Source organism: Frankia sp. Allo2, from assembly GCF_000733325.1.
Taxonomy (GTDB): Bacteria; Actinomycetota; Actinomycetes; order Frankiales; family Frankiaceae; genus Frankia; species Frankia casuarinae.
The window spans coordinates 19,557-37,665 of record NZ_JPHT01000011.1; the positions used below are offsets into that span (position 1 = coordinate 19,557).

Consider the following 18,109-nt stretch of genomic DNA (forward strand, 5'->3'; position numbering starts at 1 on the left):
TGCCACCGGCAGGCCCAGTGCCACCGGCGGAGCTGTCCGCGCGGCTGACCGGGTTGTCTCCTCGCGACGCCCATCGGCTGGGCCGACGGCTCGCCGAGAGCCGGCGCACCCGCGAGCCCGCCGCGCGCCAGCGGGCCCTACAGGCCATCGCCGCCGAGGTGGACCGGGCATCGCTACGGCTGGAGCGGCGCCGGGCCAGCGTTCCGACGCTCGACTACCCCGACATCCTTCCGGTCACCCAGCGCAAGGACGAGATTCTCGCCGCGATCCGGGATCATCAGGTGGTCGTCGTCGCCGGGGAGACCGGGTCCGGCAAGACCACCCAGCTACCGAAGATCTGCCTGGAGCTCGGCCGCGGGGTCCGGGCGATGATCGGGCACACCCAGCCGCGCCGAATCGCCGCGCGTACCGTCGCCGACCGCATCGCGGAGGAACTGCGCACCCCGGCTCCCCAGATGGGCGGCGTCGTCGGCTACCAGACCCGGTTCACCGACCAGGTGCACGAGAACACGCTGGTCAAGCTCATGACGGACGGCATCCTGCTGGCCGAGATCTCCTCCGATCGCCAGCTGCGCCGCTACGACACGCTCATCATCGACGAGGCGCACGAGCGCAGCCTCAACATCGACTTTATCCTCGGCTACCTGCGGTCGCTGCTCCCCCGCCGGCCGGATCTCAAGATTGTCATCACCTCCGCGACGATCGAGACGGCCCGGTTCTCCGCCCACTTCGCGGGTGCCCCGGTCATCGAGGTGTCCGGGCGCACCTATCCGGTCGAGGTCCGCTACCGCCCGCTCGTCCCGGCGGCCAGCGGCCCAGCCGGCGGCCCAGCCGGCGGACCAGCCAGCGGCCCGGCCGACGCGCGGAGGACCGGCAGGGAGAACGGCGAGGCCGAGCGCGACCAGACCCAGGCCATCAGCGAGGCGGTCGACGAGCTGTGCGCGGAGGGCCCGGGCGACATCCTGGTGTTCCTCAGCGGCGAACGGGAGATCCGCGACACCGCCGAGGCACTCACCCGCGAGCAGCGGCCGAACACCGAGATCGTGCCGCTCTACGCCCGCCTGTCCGCCGGCGAGCAGCACCGGGTGTTCCAGCCGCACACCGGACGGCGGGTGGTCCTGGCCACCAACGTCGCCGAGACCTCGCTGACCGTGCCGGGGATCCATTATGTGATCGACCCGGGCACCGCCCGGATCTCCCGCTACAGCCACCGCACCAAGGTGCAGCGGCTGCCCATCGAACCGATCTCGCAGGCCTCCGCCAACCAGCGCAAGGGGCGCTGCGGGCGGACCGCCGACGGCATCTGCATCCGCCTCTACAGCGAGGAGGACTTCGCCGGCCGGCCGGAGTTCACCGATCCGGAGATCCTGCGGACGAACCTGGCCTCGGTCATCCTGCGGATGGCCGACCTTGGCCTCGGCGAGATGGCCACGTTCGGGTTCCTCGATCCGCCCGACCCCCGCCAGATCAGCGACGGCGAACTGCTCCTCGCCGAGTTGGGGGCGTTCGACGCCACCGCGTCCGATCCCCGTCACCGGATCACTCCCCTCGGCCGGCGGCTGGCGCAGATCCCGGTGGATCCCCGGCTGGCCCGCATGGTGCTCGCCGCCGACGAGCAGGGCTGCCTGCGCGAGGTGCTCGTCATCGCCGCCGCGCTCGCGATCCAGGATCCCCGGGAGCGCCCGGTCGAGCACCAGCAGGCGGCCGACGCCCGCCACGCCCGGTTCGCGGACCCGACCTCGGACTTCCTGGCGTACCTGAACCTGTGGAACTACCTGCGCGACGCCCGCGGCGAGCTGTCGGCCAACCAGTTCCGGCGGATGTGCCGCACGGAGTTCCTCAACTACCTGCGCATCCGGGAATGGCAGGACGTGCACGGCCAGCTCGCCGCGGTGGTCCGCGGCCTGGGGCTCACCCCCCGGGACGACAGCTCCGGCGCGGCCGATCCACGAACCGTGCACCGGGCCCTGCTGACCGGGCTGCTGTCGCACATCGGTCGTTACGACCCGGAGCGCCGGGAGTACGCCGGCGCCCGCGGCGGCCGCTTCGCGCTCTGGCCGGGCTCCGTCCTGGCCCGGCGGTCGAACCGTGCCGAGCGCACCGGGCCGACAGCCACGTCGGCGAACCCGGGGGACCCGGCGGGCGAGGACGCGCCGAAGCGGCCGTCCGGACCACCCGCCTGGGTGATGGCCGCCGAGCTGGTGGAGACCTCCCGGCTGTGGGGCCGCACCGCCGCGCGGATCGACCCGGACTGGATCGAGCCGCTCGCCGCCCACCTGGTGCATCGCACGTACAGCGAACCGCGCTGGTCGCGCCGGCAGGGCGCGGTGCTCGCCGACGAGAAGGTGACTCTGTACGGGGTGACGATCGTCGCCTCCCGGCCGGTCCAGTACAGCCGGATCGACCCGGTCCTGTGCCGGGAGCTGTTTCTCCGGCACGCACTGGTCGAGGGTGACTGGCAGACCCGCCACACTTTCTTCCACGCCAACCGGGAGCTGCTCGCCGACGTCGAGGAGCTGGAGCACCGGGCCCGGCGGCGCGACATCGTCGTCGACGACGAGACGCTGTTCCATTTCTACGACGAGCGCGTCCCCGCGGACATCGTGTCCGCCCGGCACTTCGACGCCTGGTGGCGCAAGGCGCGCCGGACGACCCCGGACCTGCTCGACTTCCCGCGCTCGATGCTCGTCACCGCGGACGCCACGGGAATCACCGAGGCCGACTACCCCGACGTCTGGCAGGCGGGCGACCTCGCGCTGCCGCTGAGCTACCAGTTCGAACCGGGCTCGGCGGCCGACGGGGTCACCGTGCACATCCCGCTGGCCGTGCTGAACCAGGTCGGCGCCGAGGGCTTTGAATGGCAGGTGCCGGGGCTGCGCGAGGAGCTCGTCACCGCCCTCATCCGGGCGCTGCCGAAGGCGGTGCGGCGCAGCTTCGTCCCGGCGCCGAACTACGCCAAGGCGGTCCTGGCGAACATCACGCCACGCCAGGCGCCCCTGCTCACCGCGGTGGAACACGAGCTGCGCCGGATGGGCGGGCCGGAGATCCCGCGCGATTCCTGGTCGCTGGCGGGTGTGCCGGATCACCTGCGGTTCACCTTCCGGGTGGAGGACGCCGGCGGGCGGGTACTGGCCGAGGGCAAGGACCTCGACGCCATCAAGGAGCGGCTGCGCCCGAGGACCCGGGAGGCCGTCGCTGCCGCGGCGGACGGCCTCGAGCGGGCCGGCCTGCGGGCGTGGGGGGACCTCGGCACCCTGCCGAAGGTCGTCGAGCTGCGCCGCGGCGGCAACGTGGCGGGCGGCCACGTGGTGAAGGCGTTCCCGGCGCTGGTCGACGAGGGCGGTTCGGTCGCGGTGCGAGCCGCCGACACCGAGGCCGAACAGCGCCAGCTGATGTGGGCCGGCACCCGGCGCCTGGTGCTGCTGGGCGTCCCCTCCCCGGTGCGCGGCCTCAACGCCCGGCTGTCGAACGCCGCGAAGCTGGCCCTGAGCCACAACCCGCACCGCGACGCCGCCGACCTGCTGGACGACTGTGTGCGGGCCGCCGCCGACCGGTTGATCGCCGCGGCCGGCGGGCCCGCCTGGGACGAAGCGGGCTTCACCGCGCTGCTCGCCGCGGTACGCGCGGGACTGCCCGAGGCCGCCTTCGAGGTGGTCCGCGAGGTTCAGCAGGTGCTCGGCCTCGCCCACGCGGTCGATCTGGCGCTGCGCGAGCTGCGTGCCCCGGCGGTGGCGGCGTCGGTGGCCGACGCGCGTGACCAGCTCATCTCGTTGATCTACCGGGGATTCGTCACCGACACCGGGGCCGACCGGCTGGCGGACCTCGTCCGCTACCTGACCGCGCTGGAACGGCGACTGGAGCGGCTGCCCCGCGATCCCGGGCGGGACAGGCTCAACACCGCGACCGTCGGGCGCGTCCAGGACGCCTATCGGGAGCTGCTCGCCACCGNCCCCGCCGGCCGGGAGCCGGCGCCCGAGATCCGGCGCCTCCGCTGGATGATCGAGGAGCTGCGGGTGAGCCTGTTCGCGCAGAGCCTGCGCACCCCGTACCCGGTTTCCGAGGAACGCGTCTACCGGGCGATCGACGCCATCCTCGGTTAATCCGTTTCGGTGACTATGCCATGCTGGGACGGTGACCGGCGGGGGCGATGGGCACGGCGCTCCCGACTGTTTCGTGTCGTACGCGGACGACGGGCGGGCCTGGGCCGAATGGATCGCCGGGACGTTGGAGGATGCCGGCTACCAGGTCCTGCTTGAGTCCTGGGCGCCGGCGGGGACGCATCGGGTGGGGTGGCTGGACCGGGCGGTGAGCCAGGCCCGGCACACGATCGCGGTGGTCTCCGACGGCTACCTGCGCTCCTCGCCCGCGGTCGCCGAATGGGCGGCGGCGTGGTCGGCCGACCCGACCGGAGGCGAACGCCGGCTGCTGGTGACCAGGGTGGCGGACCGGCCGCTGCCCGGTCTGCTAGGCCAACTCGTCCCGGTCGACCTGTTCGACCGCAGCGAGATCGCCGTCCGGGCCAGCCTGCTCGCGGCCCTGCGCGGCGACCGGCCACAACCGGAACAGCCGCCGGGCTTCCCGGGCCGGCGGGGGATCTTCCCGCCGGAGCTGCCGGCGGTGTGGAACGTGCCGGATCAGCCGGCCCGGTTCGTCGGCCGGACGGCCGCGCTCGCCCGGCTCGACGAGGCGCTGTCCCGCTCGCCGCTGGTCACCGTGACGGGAATCGCGGGGATCGGGAAGACCAGCCTGGTCACCGAGTACGTCCGCCAGCACCGGGCGGATCTCGACGCCGTGTGGTGGGTGCCGGCGAAACGCCCCGAGCTGATCGGCGAGCGGGTGCGCGAGCTCGCCCCGGCGGTGGGCCTGCCCGGCCACGCGGAACCGGCCGCCGTGATCGCGAACCTCGGCCGGGCCGACGGCCGCTGGCTGATCGTCCTCGACGACACCGCCGACGCCGACACGCTGCCGGACTGGCTGCGGCCCACCGAACCCGGCCGGCTGCTACTGACCTCCCGCAACCCCGGCTGGGACCATCTCGGCCCGGTCGTGCCGGTCGGACCGATGGACCGGGCCGAGTCCGTCACCCTGCTCGCCGGCCGGCTGCCCGCCGTCGAACGGACGGTCGCCGACCGGATCGCCGAGCGGCTCGGGGACCACCCGCTCGCCCTCGACCAGGCCGCCCNCCGCATCAGCNCCGGCCGCNCCCCCGCCGAGACCTACCTTCAGGTGTTAATCGACCGGCCGGAGGTCCTCCTGGCGCAGGGGGAGGTGAGCGGGCGGCCCGGGGCCACCGCCGCCNCCCTCTGGGACGAGCCGATCCGCCGGCTCGACGCCGAGGCACCGGCCGCCGGCCACCTGCTGCGGATCGTCGCGCACGGCGACAACGAACCGATCCCGATCCGGCTGTTCACCGCCGAGCCGGACGTGATCCCCGATTCCGGGCTGCGGGCGGCGGCCGGCGACCCGCTCGCCCTCGCCGACACCGTCGGCGTCCTGGAGCGGTACGGCCTGGCCCACCGCGACGCGGACACCGTGACGATGCACCGGCTGGTGCGGGCCGCCGTGCACACCCACACCGGCCCCGACCAGGCCGACGAGATCGTCGCGACCATGGCCCGGATGCTGCGCGCGGCCCTGCCCGACGCCGTCACGGCCAACCCGGAAGCCTGGCCCGCCTGGCGGGAGCTGCTCCCGCACACGCTCGCCGTGCTCGACGCCACCGACGCCGACTCCACCGACGCCGACTCCACCGACGCCGACGGGCCGGAGGCCGACGGGCCGGAGGCCGCCTGGCTGGCGGAACGCTCGGCGGCCTACCTGCTCGGGCAGGGCCGAGCCGATCAGGCCCTCCCCCTCGCGGCCCGCGCCCTGGCCGCCCGCGAGCGGCTCGACGGCCCGGTGCACGTCGACACCCTGGCCTGCCGGGAGACCCTCGCGCGGGTCGCCCTCGGCGCCGGACGGATCGACGCCGCCGGCCGCCTGGCCGAACACACCGTCGCCGACCGCGAACGCATCCTCGGCCCCGAGCACCCCGACACCCTGGTCAGCCGGGACACCCTAGCCCAGCTATTCCAGAAGGTCGGCCAGACCGACCGCGCGGTCGAGATGTTCCAGCGCACCCTCGCCACCCGGGAACGCATCCTCGGCCCCGAGCACCCCGACACCCTGGAAGGCCGGCACAGCCTCGGCCGCGCCTACGACGCCGCCGGCCGCGGCGACGAGGCGGCCCGGCTGCTGCGGGACACCCTCGCCGACCAGCGGCGGATCCTCGGCCCGGAGCACCCCGCCACCCTCGACACCCGCCACAGCCTCGCCGTCGCCTACCGCCGGATCGGCGCGGTGGGCGACGCCGTGCCGCTGTTCGAGCAGACCCTCGCCGCCCGCGAACGGGTCCTCGGCCCCGAGCATCCCGCCGCCCTCGGCACCCGCCACCAGCTCGCCGTCACCCATCACCAGGCCGGACGGCTCGACGACGCCACGCGCGAGTTCGGCCGCGCGCTGACCGGCCGCGAGCGCACCCTCGGCCCCGACCACCCCGACACCCTCGAAACGGTCGACGGACTCGCCCGCGCCCACCTGTACGCCGGACGGCTCGACGACGCCGCACGCGAGTTCGGCCGCGCGCTGACCGGCCGGGAACGCGCCCTCGGCCCCGACCACCCCGAGACCACCGAGACCCGCGAGAGCCTCGCCACCGCCCACCTCAGGCTGGGCCGGCCCGGCGAGGCCGTCCCCCATCTCGAACGCGCCCTCGACCGCCACGAGCACGTCCTCGGCCGCGCGCACCCTTACACTGTCGAGGCCCGGAACGCCCTCGCGACGACCTACCGGCGCACCGGGCAGCTTGAGGCGGCCGTGCCGCTGCTCGAACGGCTGCTCGCCGACCGGAGCCGGGCGCACGGCGTCGGCGACGCGCGCACCCTGCGCACCGCCGACGGGCTCGCCGAGGTCTACCGGACCACCGGCCGGCTTCCGCAGGCCGTCGGCCTGAACGAACGTGTCCTCGCCGTCCGCGAGCGGCTCCTCGGCCCCGGCCNCCCCGACNCCCGCGCCNCCCGGGGCGCCCTCGCCGACACCTACCGCCAGGCCGGCCGGCCCGCCGACGCCGTCCCCCTCTACCGCGCCGCGCTCACCGACGCGCTGCGCGAGCACGGCCCGTTCTATCCGGACAGCACCCGGGCCCGTCGCACCCTCGCCGACACTGTCGGCGAGACCCGCCACGATCAGCCGCCGCCCCTCGAACGGCCGATCCCGGTGGAGCCGAGATTCCGCCACCGCGACCCCTGACTGGCGCCGGCACGCCGGTCACCGCGGGTCGGCTGGCTCGTCGGATGCGGCCGGCTCGTCGGGGTCGACGGGGTCGACGGGCGGAAATCGATCAAGCAGCTCCAGCTTGCGGAGCAGCGCCTCGTCCGCCGCCCCCCGCGCCGGCCGCCCGCCCTCCGCCACCGCCCGCTCGCGGTCCTCCGCCCGGCGCCGTGCCGCCTCCCGGGCGGACTCCGCATCCATCCGGTCCAGCAGCTCCTGCCTATACCGCTCGAACCACTTCCGGTTCTCCCGCCGCTCCTGTTCGGCGGCAAGCTCATTCGTCAGCTCCTGGCCATGCCGCGCCCTCCACACCCTGCTGAACGAGCCGTCCCAGTCGACCGGACGGAAGTCGAACCTGCCCGCAAACGTCGCCCCAGCCTCATCCGCCCCCGCGTCGGCGTCCGGCCCCGGCTCGGCATCGGGCGCCGGCTGCCCGGACGGTTCCCGACCGGCTGGCGACCGCGCCCCCGGTTCACGCTCGGCCGCGGGCTCACCTGACGGATCGGCGGTTTCCTCGGACATCACAGTCTTCTCCCGTCCCTGAGGCTCACCGTCATGATCCCACCATCACCGGCCCGCCGTGCCCCCCACCACGGTCCCTCCAGGGATGATCAGCGACATCTTGATGTGCCGGACCGGCCGCGGTGGTACCGGTGTTGCGATCCCTCCAGGGATGATCAGCGACCCGCTGGTAAAGCTGCAGGTCAACGCCATGATCTACGATGGTCCAGGGGCTACTTTTGCAGCGGTCCGGCGGTAGTGCAACAGCCCAGGCCAGAGCCATGATCGACAGCCATGAGCATCGAGCTCCGGCTGCCCATTGCGACGCCGAGCCACTCCGTCTCGACAAAATCCGGGATGCGGCAGACGTGGACGCTGTCAACGGCCTGAGGATCGGGTGGGACTTGGGGATCGGACGGGACTTGGGGATCGGACGGGACGAGTGGCCCGCGGGACATGAGAAGGGCCGCACGAGTGCGACCAGGTGTGACGCGGGCCTGGGCCGTGCGGCCTGCTGTTCCCATCCCGCCCTGACCATGATCTTCCGTGCGCCCCTCGCCGATCTGGCCGCGGAGCTCGCCCCCACCATGGGCCGCCGACTTCCGCCCCCCGGTCGCTACCCGAGGTCCAGGACGGACGTGCCGGCGACCGCCGAGCAGACGTGCAGCACGGCCCGCCGGTCGGTGAGCGCGGTATACGCCGGCTCGAACGCGTCGGTGAAGGCGGTCAGCCGGGACCGGTCGACGAGGGCCACCGCACAGCCCGCGAAACCACCGCCGGTCATCCGGGCGCCGAAGCACCCCGGAGCCGCCGAAGCCGCCTGGACCGCCGCGTCGAGTTCCGGACCCGACACCTCGAAGTCCTCCCGGATCCCGCGATGCCCCGCCAGCAACAGCCGCCCGGCCGTTGGGGCGTCGCCCGCGCGCAGTGCCGCGGCGACGGCGTCGACCCGGGCGTTCTCGGCGACGACGAACCGGGCCCGGCGCAGCGCGGCCGGATCCAGCGCGACCGGATCCAGCGCGACCGGATCCGGCCCGGTCCCGCCGGCCGCTCCGCCCGGCCGGGTTGTCCCATCCGACCGGGCGGACCTGCCGAGCCGGGCCACCGCCTCGTCCATCGACCGGGGCGTGAGGTCCCGCAGCGCGGCGACGCCCAGCGCCCGCGCCGCCCGCTCACACTCCGCCCGGCGGGTGGCGTACTCGCTGGTCACCACCTGTCGGCGCGAGCCGGTGTCGATGACCACCACGGCCAGCCCGCCCGGCAGCGGCACCGGCTCGGTTGTCAGCGTGCGGCAGTCGATCCGCAGCGCGTGGCCGGCCACGCCTGCGGCGCAGGCGAACTGGTCGAGCAGGCCCGTCGCCGCCCCCACCCAGAGGTTCTCCGCCCGCTGGGCGAGCAGCGCGAGCTCCGTCGGCGATGGCGTCAACCCGGCGAGATGCGCACCGGCCAGGGCGACGGCCAGCTCCAGCGCGGCCGAGGAGGACAGTCCCGCGCCGACGGGGATGTCGCTGGCCAGCGTGCCACGCCAGGGCACCAAGCCCCCTCCGGCGGGGAAGCCCGACCCGGCGGCGGCACGGGAGCCCCCCGATCCGGCGGCGGCGCGGGAGGCCGACTCGGCGGCCAGCATCACCGCGACGCCTTCGACATACCGGACCCATCCGGGTGCCCGGGCGGACACCGGCGTGTCGAGGCCCGGCGGCGGCAGCGGGATCACGGCGGGCACCGCGTCCTGCTCGGACACCAGCCGGAGCTCGGGTGCCTCGTTACGGCGCAGGGCGATGCACAGCTCCCGGTCGATGGCCACCGGAAGACAGAAGCCGTCGTTGTAGTCGGTGTGCTCGCCGATGAGGTTCACCCGGGCGGGCGCGCGGACGAGGTGGGTGGGCCGCTCTCCGTAGGTCTCGACGAACGCGCGCACCGCACGCTCGGTGGCCGGATGCTCGGTGGCCGGATACTCGGCGGCTCTCATGACGCCAGTGTCGGGGAGTCGCGGGCCCTGCGGCACGCGGAATGACCACGGCCGCGCGGGCTCGGCTCAGGTCCGGTTCGCGGCGACGGGAGCCATGACGGCGCGCAGCCGGTCCGCGGCTGCCTCCGGGGTGAGGTCGCGCTGCACGTCGGCGAGCATCTCGTAGCCGACCTGATGCTTGCGAATGGTCGGGGAGCGCAGCAACGGCGGATAGAAGTGGGCGTGCAGCTGCCAGAACGCCGCGGGTGGATCGCCGGGTCCCCAACCAGGATCAAGGTCCGGCCCCAGCCCCCACTCCGGCCCCAGCCCCGACTCCGGCTCCGGCTCCGACCCCAGCTCCGGCCCCGGCCGGGGTCCGGGCGCGGGATGCGGCCCGGGAGCCCCGTGCCAGCCCATCGAGAACGGGAAAGGATGGTCGAACAGGGCGTCGTAGCCGGTGAGGAGGCGGNCGAGCAGGCGGGACAGCCCGTCCCGCTGGTCGTCGGAGAGCGCGGCGAGGCGGTCGACCGGATGCCGGGGCAGGAGCAGGGTCTCGAACGGCCACAGCGCCCAGAACGGCACGACGACGAGCCAGTGCTCCTCCGCCAGGATCACCCGCTCCCCCGCCGCCGTCTCGATCTCGGCGTAGTCCATCAGCAGGGAGCTGCCAGACCGGGCGAAGTGCTCCCGCTGCCGCGCGTCCTCGGCGGCTGGCTCGTCGGGCAACGCGTCGCAGGCCCAGATCTGACCGTGGGGGTGCGGGTTCGACGCGCCCATCGCGGTGCCGCGGTTCTCGAAGACCTGCACCCAGCGCCAGGTGCGGGAGAGTTCCTCCTCCTGCGCCGCCCAGGTGTCCACGACCGCCCGGACCTCGGCCGGAGTCATGTCGACGAGCCCGCGATCATGACGAGGGCCGAAGCACACGACCCGGCAGGTCCCCCGGGCCGGTTCGCTGCGCAGCAGGCCCGATCCGGGACCCGCCGGCCACACCGGGGCCGGGTCGGCGGACGGGGCGACAGGCGGGTCGGCGGGCGGGGCGACGAGCAGGGCTGCGGGCCGAACCGGGTCGGGACGCAGCGCCGGGAAGTCGTTGGTGAACACGTAGGTACCGGAGTAGGAGGGGTTACGTTCACCGCCGGCCCGGAGGTTACCCGGGCAGAGGTCGCATAGAGGATCATGGGCGACCGCGGCCGGCACCGGCGGTGGTTCCTGACCGCCGTGCCACGGTCGCCGCGTCCGCCCCGGCGAGACCAGAACCCAACGGCCGGTGAGCGGGTTGAACCGCCGATGCGTGATGTCGTCCATTGCGACGAAGCCTGCCATGGGCGGCGACCGCGGCAAACGCGCTGCCGGGACGGCCCGGGGTGATCCCCGTTACCACGAAGCCGAGGCGTGACGAGGGGCGACGCGGGGCAACGAGGGGCGGCGAAGCATGACGATGCGTGACGGGACATGACGGGACGAGGCGTGACGAGGCGTGACGACCAGCCCGTCGCGGCGCCGCCGGGTTCCGGGAACCTCATGTTGAGTTCAACTTCAACGCCATAGTCTGCGGGCATGCTTCCTACCGATATGATGACTGTGGGTGAGCTCTCGCAGCGAAGTGGCTTCGCCGCGTCGGCGCTGCGCTTCTACGAACAGCAGGGCCTGCTCACCGCCACCCGGACCTCGGGTGGGCAGCGCCGGTACGAGCGCCATGTCCTGCGGCGGCTGGCGTTCATCCGCGCCGCCACCGCGGTCGGGCTCAGTCTCGACGAGGTGCGGGAGACCCTGTCGACGCTGCCCGAGTCGCGCACGCCGACCAAGGCGGACTGGTCCGCGATCTCGCGGCGGTGGCGCGGCCGGCTGGACGACGAGATCGCGGCCCTGGTCGCTCTGCGTGACGGACTCAACTCGTGCATCGGCTGCGGCTGCTTGTCGCTGCGAAGCTGCCGCATCTCGAATCCGCACGACCGGATCGCCGAGCTGGGGCCGGGCGCTCGCGCGCTGCCGGCTGCGCTGCGCCGGACCCGCAACCCCCTCGATCGGTGTGGTCAGCCCGTCCGATAGGACATCGGACAGGACATCCGCGATAGGACAGACGCGACGGTACGCGGGTGGCGGTCCATCGCCGGACCGACATGAGCCAGATCCGGGACGCCGGACCGGGATGCCGGACCGGGATGCCGGATCCGGGACGAGGAGGGGTAGTGGGAGACACATTCGGCATGTTCCAACCGGGTGCCAGCNACGGCGAACCGAGGAGCGGGCGCAGCCAGACGGTCGGTACGGATCCCGTCTCCGGGCTGCCCAGCCGGGTCTCGGCGCACCGTTCGCCCGACATGCCGCCGGACGGTCCCGGTCCGGTGCGGGCCCGTCGCCGCCGCCCGTTAATCGTCGGCATCGGTGGCAGCAGCCGGGCGAACTCCACCACCCACCAGGCCCTGGCGACGGTGCTGGCGATGATGGGGCAGGCCGGCGCGGAGACGATGCTGCTCGGTGCGGCGGACCTGGACCTGCCGATGTACGCGCCGGAACGCCAGGAACGTCCCGCCGCCGCGCTGCGCCTCCTCGCCGCCGTCGAACGGGCCGACGGCCTCGTGATCGCGACTCCCGGCTACCACGGCGGGATATCGGGCCAGGTCAAGAACGCCCTGGACTATCTGGAGGACCTGCGCGGCGCGCCCCGGCCCTACCTGGACGGCCGGGCGGTCGCACTGATCGTCGGCGCCCGGGGCACGCAGGCGGCCGGGACGACGCTGACGGCCCTGCGCTCGACGGTGCACGCCCTGCGCGGCTGGCCGACCCCGCTGGGCGTCACCCTGAACACCGCGGTGCCGCTCTTCGACCCGCACGGGCGAGTGCTCGACCGGACCGTCGCGGCCCGCCTGGACACCCTCGCCGACCAGATCATGGGGTTCACCTACGCCTGGTCCCAGGTGCTCTGAGGTGACCTCAGGTGACCTCAGGTGCTCTGAGGTGCTCTGAGGTGCTCTGACGCCGGGACGCGATCCCACGCCGAGGCTCCCGCGGGTCCCAGCCAACCCGGGCGTATCCGTCCTGAGCAGGCAGGTCTACCGTGGCGGGGCCCGGCAGGGGACAGCGGGGCCCGGCAGGGGACCGGAACACGGAACGCGGACGAGGCACGCTCGACGAGGAGGCGGCACGGTGGGACGACGGTACGGGCTCCGGTGGCTCGCCGCGGCGGTTCTGGGCGCCGTGCTGGCGGGAACGCTCGCCGCGTGCGGTGGCGACTCGGACGGCGAAGCCACCGGCACGTCCTCGGCCGGATCAACGGTCAAACTGATGATCATCGCCCCGGTGGGCACGTCCGGAACGAACTACCCGGAGATGGTGGCCGCCGCCCGGGCCGCCGTGCGCGGGGTCAACGCCCGGGGTGGGATCGCCGGCCACCGGGTCGAGCTCGTGCACTGCAACGAGAAGAACGACGCCGCCGTGGCCAGGAAGTGCGCCCAGCAGGCGGTGGATCAGCACGTGCTCGCGGTCGTCGGCGAGGTCAGCGGCTCGGGTGGGATCATGCCCATCCTGGAGAACGCGGGGATCCCGTCCATCGGTTCGGCCGGGATCTCGGCCGACGGATCCGAGCTCAGCTCTCCGATCAGCTACGTCATCAGCCCGCTGGCGCTCTACCCCGCGGTCTGCCCGTCGTTGCTCGCCAAGGCGGGAGCCACCCGCCTCGGGCTGGTCGGCTACGACCTCAGCGCCAGCGACCGGCTCATCATCATGGCCGAGGGCGGCGCGAAGGCGGTGAACCGTCCGATCAATCCGAAGATCCGTATTCCGATCACGACGAGCGACTTCACCCCGGCGATCTCCCAGCTCACCCGGTCCGGTGCCGACGGAGCCGTGCTCGTCGTGTTCGACCAGGCCGCCTACGCGGTGATCTCCCAGGCCGGCCAGCGGGTCCGGACCTGCCACGCGGCCGGAACCCTCTCGCCGAAGTACCTGTCGACGCTCGGTCCGGCCGCGGACAACCTCGTGGTCGCGACCGCGTTCCCCGAGCTGAGCCAGGCCGGCCAGTTCCCCGAGGTGGCCCGGATGATCTCCGAACTGGACGCCGAGCAGGCCGGCGGGGACGCGGACGCGGCCCCCGCGCTACGCACCACGACGACCACCACCGGCGCGTGGCTGTCCGTGCAGATCGCCGAGAAGGTGGGCAACAAGGTGTCCGGCCCGCTCACCGCCCGCACCCTGCTCGACCAGCTCAACCGGACCACCGACCTGGACCTGGGCGGCATCGTCCCGCGGCTGAACCTCACGGCGACGACGCCGATCCCCGGGGCGGAACGGATCTTCAACACCACGCTGCGGGGAGCCCGCTGGGACAGCGCGTCGAAGAGCTTCGTGCCACTCGGCCCGGAGACCTACTCCGGCCTGGACATCCTGCGCCGGGCCGCCTCCTGACTCTGAGGCACGCGCTGACCCGGGTCAGGCACGCGGGCCGCTGAGGGCGCCATTGCCGGATGGGGCGCCATTGCCGGAGTCCGCCGGCCGTCCGGGTGACAGATAGGCGCCGAGCAGGGTCTCCCGGTCGGCACGGGCCTGGGCGGCGGTGCCCGACCAGGCGAGGGCCCCATGCCGCAGGACGTGCACCCGATCGGCGATCGACAGGGCGCTGCGGACGTGCTGCTCGACGAGGATCACGGCGAGCCCATCGTCCGCGGCGGCGCGCACCGCCGCCAGCAGACGGTCCACGACGCGCGGCGCGAGGCCCAGCGAGAGCTCGTCGGCGAGCAGAACCGTGGGCCGGCGCGCCAAGGCGCGCGCGAGGGTCACCATCTGCTGCTGCCCCCCGGAGAGCANCCCCGCCCGCCGATCGAGGTGCTCGGCAAGCTCGGGGAAGACCGCGAGGGCGAGGTCCGGGTCGCATCGACCGACCCGGAGATTCTCCCGGACGGTGAGGTCCATGATGACCGAGCGTTCCTCGGGAACCAGGCTCAGGCCACGTCGGCACCGTTCGTGCAGCGCGGCGGTCGTCACGGCCCCGGCGAGCAGGACCTCGCCTCCCGCCGACGGGATCGCGCCGGCCAGCGCCAGCAGTGTCGTCGTCTTGCCGGCGCCGTTCGGGCCGAGCAGGGTCACGACCTCGCCGGCGTGAACCTCCAGGTTGAGGTCGCGGACCACCGGGCCGTTGCCGTAGCCGGCGGACAGGCCCCGCGCCGCCAGCACCGCGGGGCCGGCCGCGAACCGGGCCGGGTCCGTCCTGTCGGCGACGCGGTCCCCGGTCCCGCCCGCGGACGGGCCGGCCGGCCGGGTCCAGGAGACGGCCCGCCGGGTCCAGGAGACGGCCGGCCGAGTCCAGGAGACGGCCGGCCGAGTCCAGGAGACGGCCGGCCGGGCCGGGACCGCCGCCTCCCCCAGGCAGGCGACCCGCACCCGGGGGTCGTCGCGCACCCGCTCCGGCGTCCCCTCGGCGATGCGCTCCCCGGCGTCCAGCACGACCACCCGGTCGCAGACCCCCATGACCACGTCCATGTCGTGTTCGTTGAGCAGGATGCCCAGTCCCCAGTCGTCGGCGAGCCGACGCAGCAGGCCCGCGACCTCCGCGCTCTCCGATTCGTCCAGCCCGGCGCACGGCTCGTCGAGCAGCAGCACGGCGGGGCGCGCCGCGACGGCCCGGGCGATGGCCAGCAGCCGACGACGACCGTAGGGAAGCTCCGCCACGGTGCGCAGGAGATCGTCGCGCAGCCCGAAGGCGTCGACCGCGGCGACCGCGGCCGGCTCAAGCGGACGTCCCCGGGGGAACAGCAGGTCGGTGAGATAGGCGCGGGTGTCCCGGCGGTCGCTGGCCGCCTGGATGTTCTCGATGACCGTCAGATCGTCGAACAGCTCCAGGTTCTGGAACGACCGGCTGATGCCGGCGCGGGCCCGCCGGTGCGCCGGCAGACGGTCCAGCCGGACGCCGCCCAACGTCATCGACGTGACCGACGTGACCGAGGACGGGGTGTAACCAGTGATCGCGTCGATGACCGTCGTCTTGCCCGCGCCGTTCGGGCCGATCATCCCGACGATCTGACCGGGTTCCACCCGCAGGTCGACCGAGCGCACCGCGGTGACCGCGCCGAACCGGACCGTCAGACCCCAGACCGACAGGACGGCGGGCACGGCGGGCAGCGCGGCGGGCGGCGCGCCGAGCAGGCGGGCCAGGCGGGCGGCATCGCGGCGACGGCGGCGGGCGGCCGCCGCCGGGACCCGGTCGTGGAGCAGCCTGGCGGTGCGGGCGTTCTCCGGCGCCATGCCCCCACCCGACCGGGACAGCACGACGACGAGGACGATCCCGCCGATCAGCGGCACGTAGCGGTCGAGCTCGGCCAGCCAGTCCCGCACCCAGCCGCCGAAGACCGCTGCGACCAGGGCGGCGACGGCGGCGACGGCCCAGGGGGCGTACCGGGCGGCGGCGCCGAGCCGGCGGCGCGGGCGCGGCGCGCTGACGAGCGAGGCACCGGCGGCGAGGCCGAGCAGCCCGGCGAGGGCCGCCACGACGACCCGCAGCAGCACGCCGAGCCGGGCGAGCAGGTCGCCGACCCAGCCGCCGAGCCGGGTCGCGAGCGCCCCGGCGGCCATCGTCGCCCCGGCGAACGCCCCGCTGACCCAGCCGACCCCGCCGAGCACCGCGTAGGCGATGAGCATGATCGACGAGAACGGCGCGAAGGCGCCACCGCCATAGTCGATGTTCCCGCGCTCCCCGTAGACGTAGAACGCATAGAGCACCCCGCCGAATCCGGCGATGGCCGCCGACAGCGCGAAGGCGTAGAGCTTCGCGCCGACCACGCTGATGCCGAGCGCGGCGGCGGCCCGCTCGTTGGTCCGCACCGCGATCAGTCGCCGGCCCGCGCGCCCGCGCCGCAGGTTGGCGACGGCCAGCGCGACGAGGACGAAGGCGAGGACGGAGACGGTCGCGAACCCGCGGGGGTTGGCAACCTTGTCCAACTCGATGCCGAGGAATGTCTGACGGCCGACGACCGTGCCCTCCGGGGAGGCCAGATCGCCGAACAGCGAACCGATGGAGCCCGCGCTCCTCGGTGCCGGGGAGTGGTAGCCGCGCTGGAACAGCAGAGCGTCGACGGCGGTGCCCAGGCCCAGGGTCACCACCGCGAGCTGCAGGCCCCGGGTCCGCAGCGCCGGCAGGGCGAACAACAGTCCGACCGCGGCCGTGCCGGCGACCCCGACGAGCATGGCCGCCTCCAACGGCCAGCCGCGGGTCGCGACGAGCCGTCCGGCGATCAACGCCGCGATGCCGGAAAAGGCGAGCTGCGCCAGGGACAACTGCCCGGTGAACCCGACGAGCACGACGACGGACAGGATGACCAGCGCCCACAGGGCGTTCGCGTCGATCGCGTCGACCCAGTCAACCGGCAGCAGCCACCAGATCGCCGCCAGGGTGGCCGCCACGGTGACCGCGAGGGCGCGCGGATGCACCCGGCCGCTACCGAGGGCAGGCTGACGTTCGGCGAGGTGGCCGCGTTCGGGTATTCCCTGCCCGCGGATCGCGAGGTAGAAGACGATGACCGCCAGCGGCACAGCCCGGTCGACCCCGCGCCACCAGGGGTGCTCGGCGACCAGCTGGAACTGGGTCTCCNCCTCGACGNCCCCGAGGGCGAGCCCGCCCGCCAGCACCATCGGGAAGGAGCGAAACCGCGCGACCAGCGCGACCGCCAGCGCCGGGACGATGAGCAGGAGCAGGTTCGCCGAGGACAACGGGTTCTGCAGCGGCGCGAGCAGGACCCCGCCGAGACCGGCCAGCGCGCTGCCGGCGCCCCAGGCAGCGGCGGCGACGGTGTCCGCCGACCAGCCGAAGGTCGCGGCGGCCCTGAGGTTCTCCGCCGCCACCGTCGCGGCGAGGCCCACCGTGGTGAACCGGAACACCGCCCAGAGCCCCGCGACCAGCACGGCGACCACAGCCAGCCGGACGAACACGGACACGCCGACGGGCTCGTCGAACAGCGTTATCCTGCCGGTCGGCAGCACCGTCGGGGAGGTACGCACGGCACCGGCGAACATCAGCGTCAGCAACGACTGCAAGATGATCAGCAGGCCGAGCGTCGCCATCAGCCGCAGCAGCGAGGTCGCCTCGCGCAGTGGCCGCATCACCAGCAGGTGGAACACGACCCCGATGACGGTCGTCGACAGCACGGCCAGCGGCGCCGCGAGGCCGAGCGGCAGCCCCCACCCGGCGTGCAGCCCATGGAAGGCATAGGCCGCCCAGGCCAGCAGCGCGCCCTGGGCCAGGTTGAGCACGCCGGCCCCGCGGGCGATGACCACCACACCCGAGGCCACGAGGGCGTAGAGCGCGCCCGTGCCCAGACTGAGCAGGGCGTAGCCCATGACGTCATTCAACGGCGGTCCACCCTG

At 74.0% G+C, this 18,109-nt stretch carries 9 protein-coding genes; 5 read left to right on the top strand and 4 right to left on the bottom strand.

From position 1 onward, the window contains the following. Positions 1-17 precede the first annotated feature (17 nt). A complete protein-coding gene (hrpA, locus tag ALLO2_RS10105; protein WP_051875054.1) occupies positions 18-4,100 on the top strand; it encodes an ATP-dependent RNA helicase HrpA in 4,083 nt (1,360 codons plus the stop codon). A gap of 31 nt (positions 4,101-4,131) precedes the next feature. Beyond that, positions 4,132-7,287 (top strand): FxSxx-COOH system tetratricopeptide repeat protein, encoded by a 3,156-nt coding sequence (fxsT, locus tag ALLO2_RS10110; protein ID WP_035731464.1) that lies wholly within the window; start codon positions 4,132-4,134, stop codon positions 7,285-7,287. Between the two features lie 18 nt (positions 7,288-7,305). On the opposite strand, the gene ALLO2_RS10115 is transcribed toward fxsT, so the two are convergent. From ALLO2_RS10115 to ALLO2_RS10125, 3 genes are all read right to left on the bottom strand, one after another. Then, a complete protein-coding gene (locus ALLO2_RS10115) occupies positions 7,306-7,830 on the bottom strand; it encodes a hypothetical protein (protein ID WP_023840339.1) in 525 nt (174 codons plus the stop codon). Positions 7,831-8,425: 595 nt separating this feature from the next. Next, the gene (galK, locus tag ALLO2_RS10120; RefSeq protein ID WP_023840340.1) at positions 8,426-9,778 is read right to left on the bottom strand and encodes a galactokinase; all 1,353 of its coding nucleotides are present in this window, start codon (positions 9,776-9,778) and stop codon (positions 8,426-8,428) included. Positions 9,779-9,844: 66 nt separating this feature from the next. Further along, complete coding sequence (locus ALLO2_RS10125) at positions 9,845-11,080, bottom strand: UDP-glucose--hexose-1-phosphate uridylyltransferase (RefSeq protein WP_035731470.1); 1,236 nt, start codon at positions 11,078-11,080, stop codon at positions 9,845-9,847. A 234-nt stretch (positions 11,081-11,314) separates the two neighbouring features. On the opposite strand from ALLO2_RS10125, the gene soxR reads away from it, so the two are divergent. The 3 genes from soxR (at position 11,315) to ALLO2_RS10140 (ending at position 14,161) form a co-directional block, all read left to right on the top strand. Beyond that, on the top strand, positions 11,315-11,806 hold the full coding sequence (gene soxR, locus ALLO2_RS10130; RefSeq protein ID WP_011437832.1) for a redox-sensitive transcriptional activator SoxR: 492 nt from the start codon (positions 11,315-11,317) through the stop codon (positions 11,804-11,806). Between the two features lie 113 nt (positions 11,807-11,919). Beyond that, on the top strand, positions 11,920-12,684 hold the full coding sequence (locus tag ALLO2_RS10135; protein ID WP_035731569.1) for an NADPH-dependent FMN reductase: 765 nt from the start codon (positions 11,920-11,922) through the stop codon (positions 12,682-12,684). Positions 12,685-12,904: 220 nt separating this feature from the next. Next, positions 12,905-14,161, top strand: coding sequence for an ABC transporter substrate-binding protein (locus ALLO2_RS10140; RefSeq protein ID WP_011437834.1), 1,257 nt, complete (start codon positions 12,905-12,907; stop codon positions 14,159-14,161). A 24-nt stretch (positions 14,162-14,185) separates the two neighbouring features. Here the strand turns inward: ALLO2_RS10140 and ALLO2_RS10145 are convergent, their stop codons facing one another. Further along, a complete protein-coding gene (locus ALLO2_RS10145) occupies positions 14,186-18,094 on the bottom strand; it encodes an ATP-binding cassette domain-containing protein (RefSeq protein WP_035731473.1) in 3,909 nt (1,302 codons plus the stop codon). Positions 18,095-18,109 lie beyond the last annotated feature (15 nt).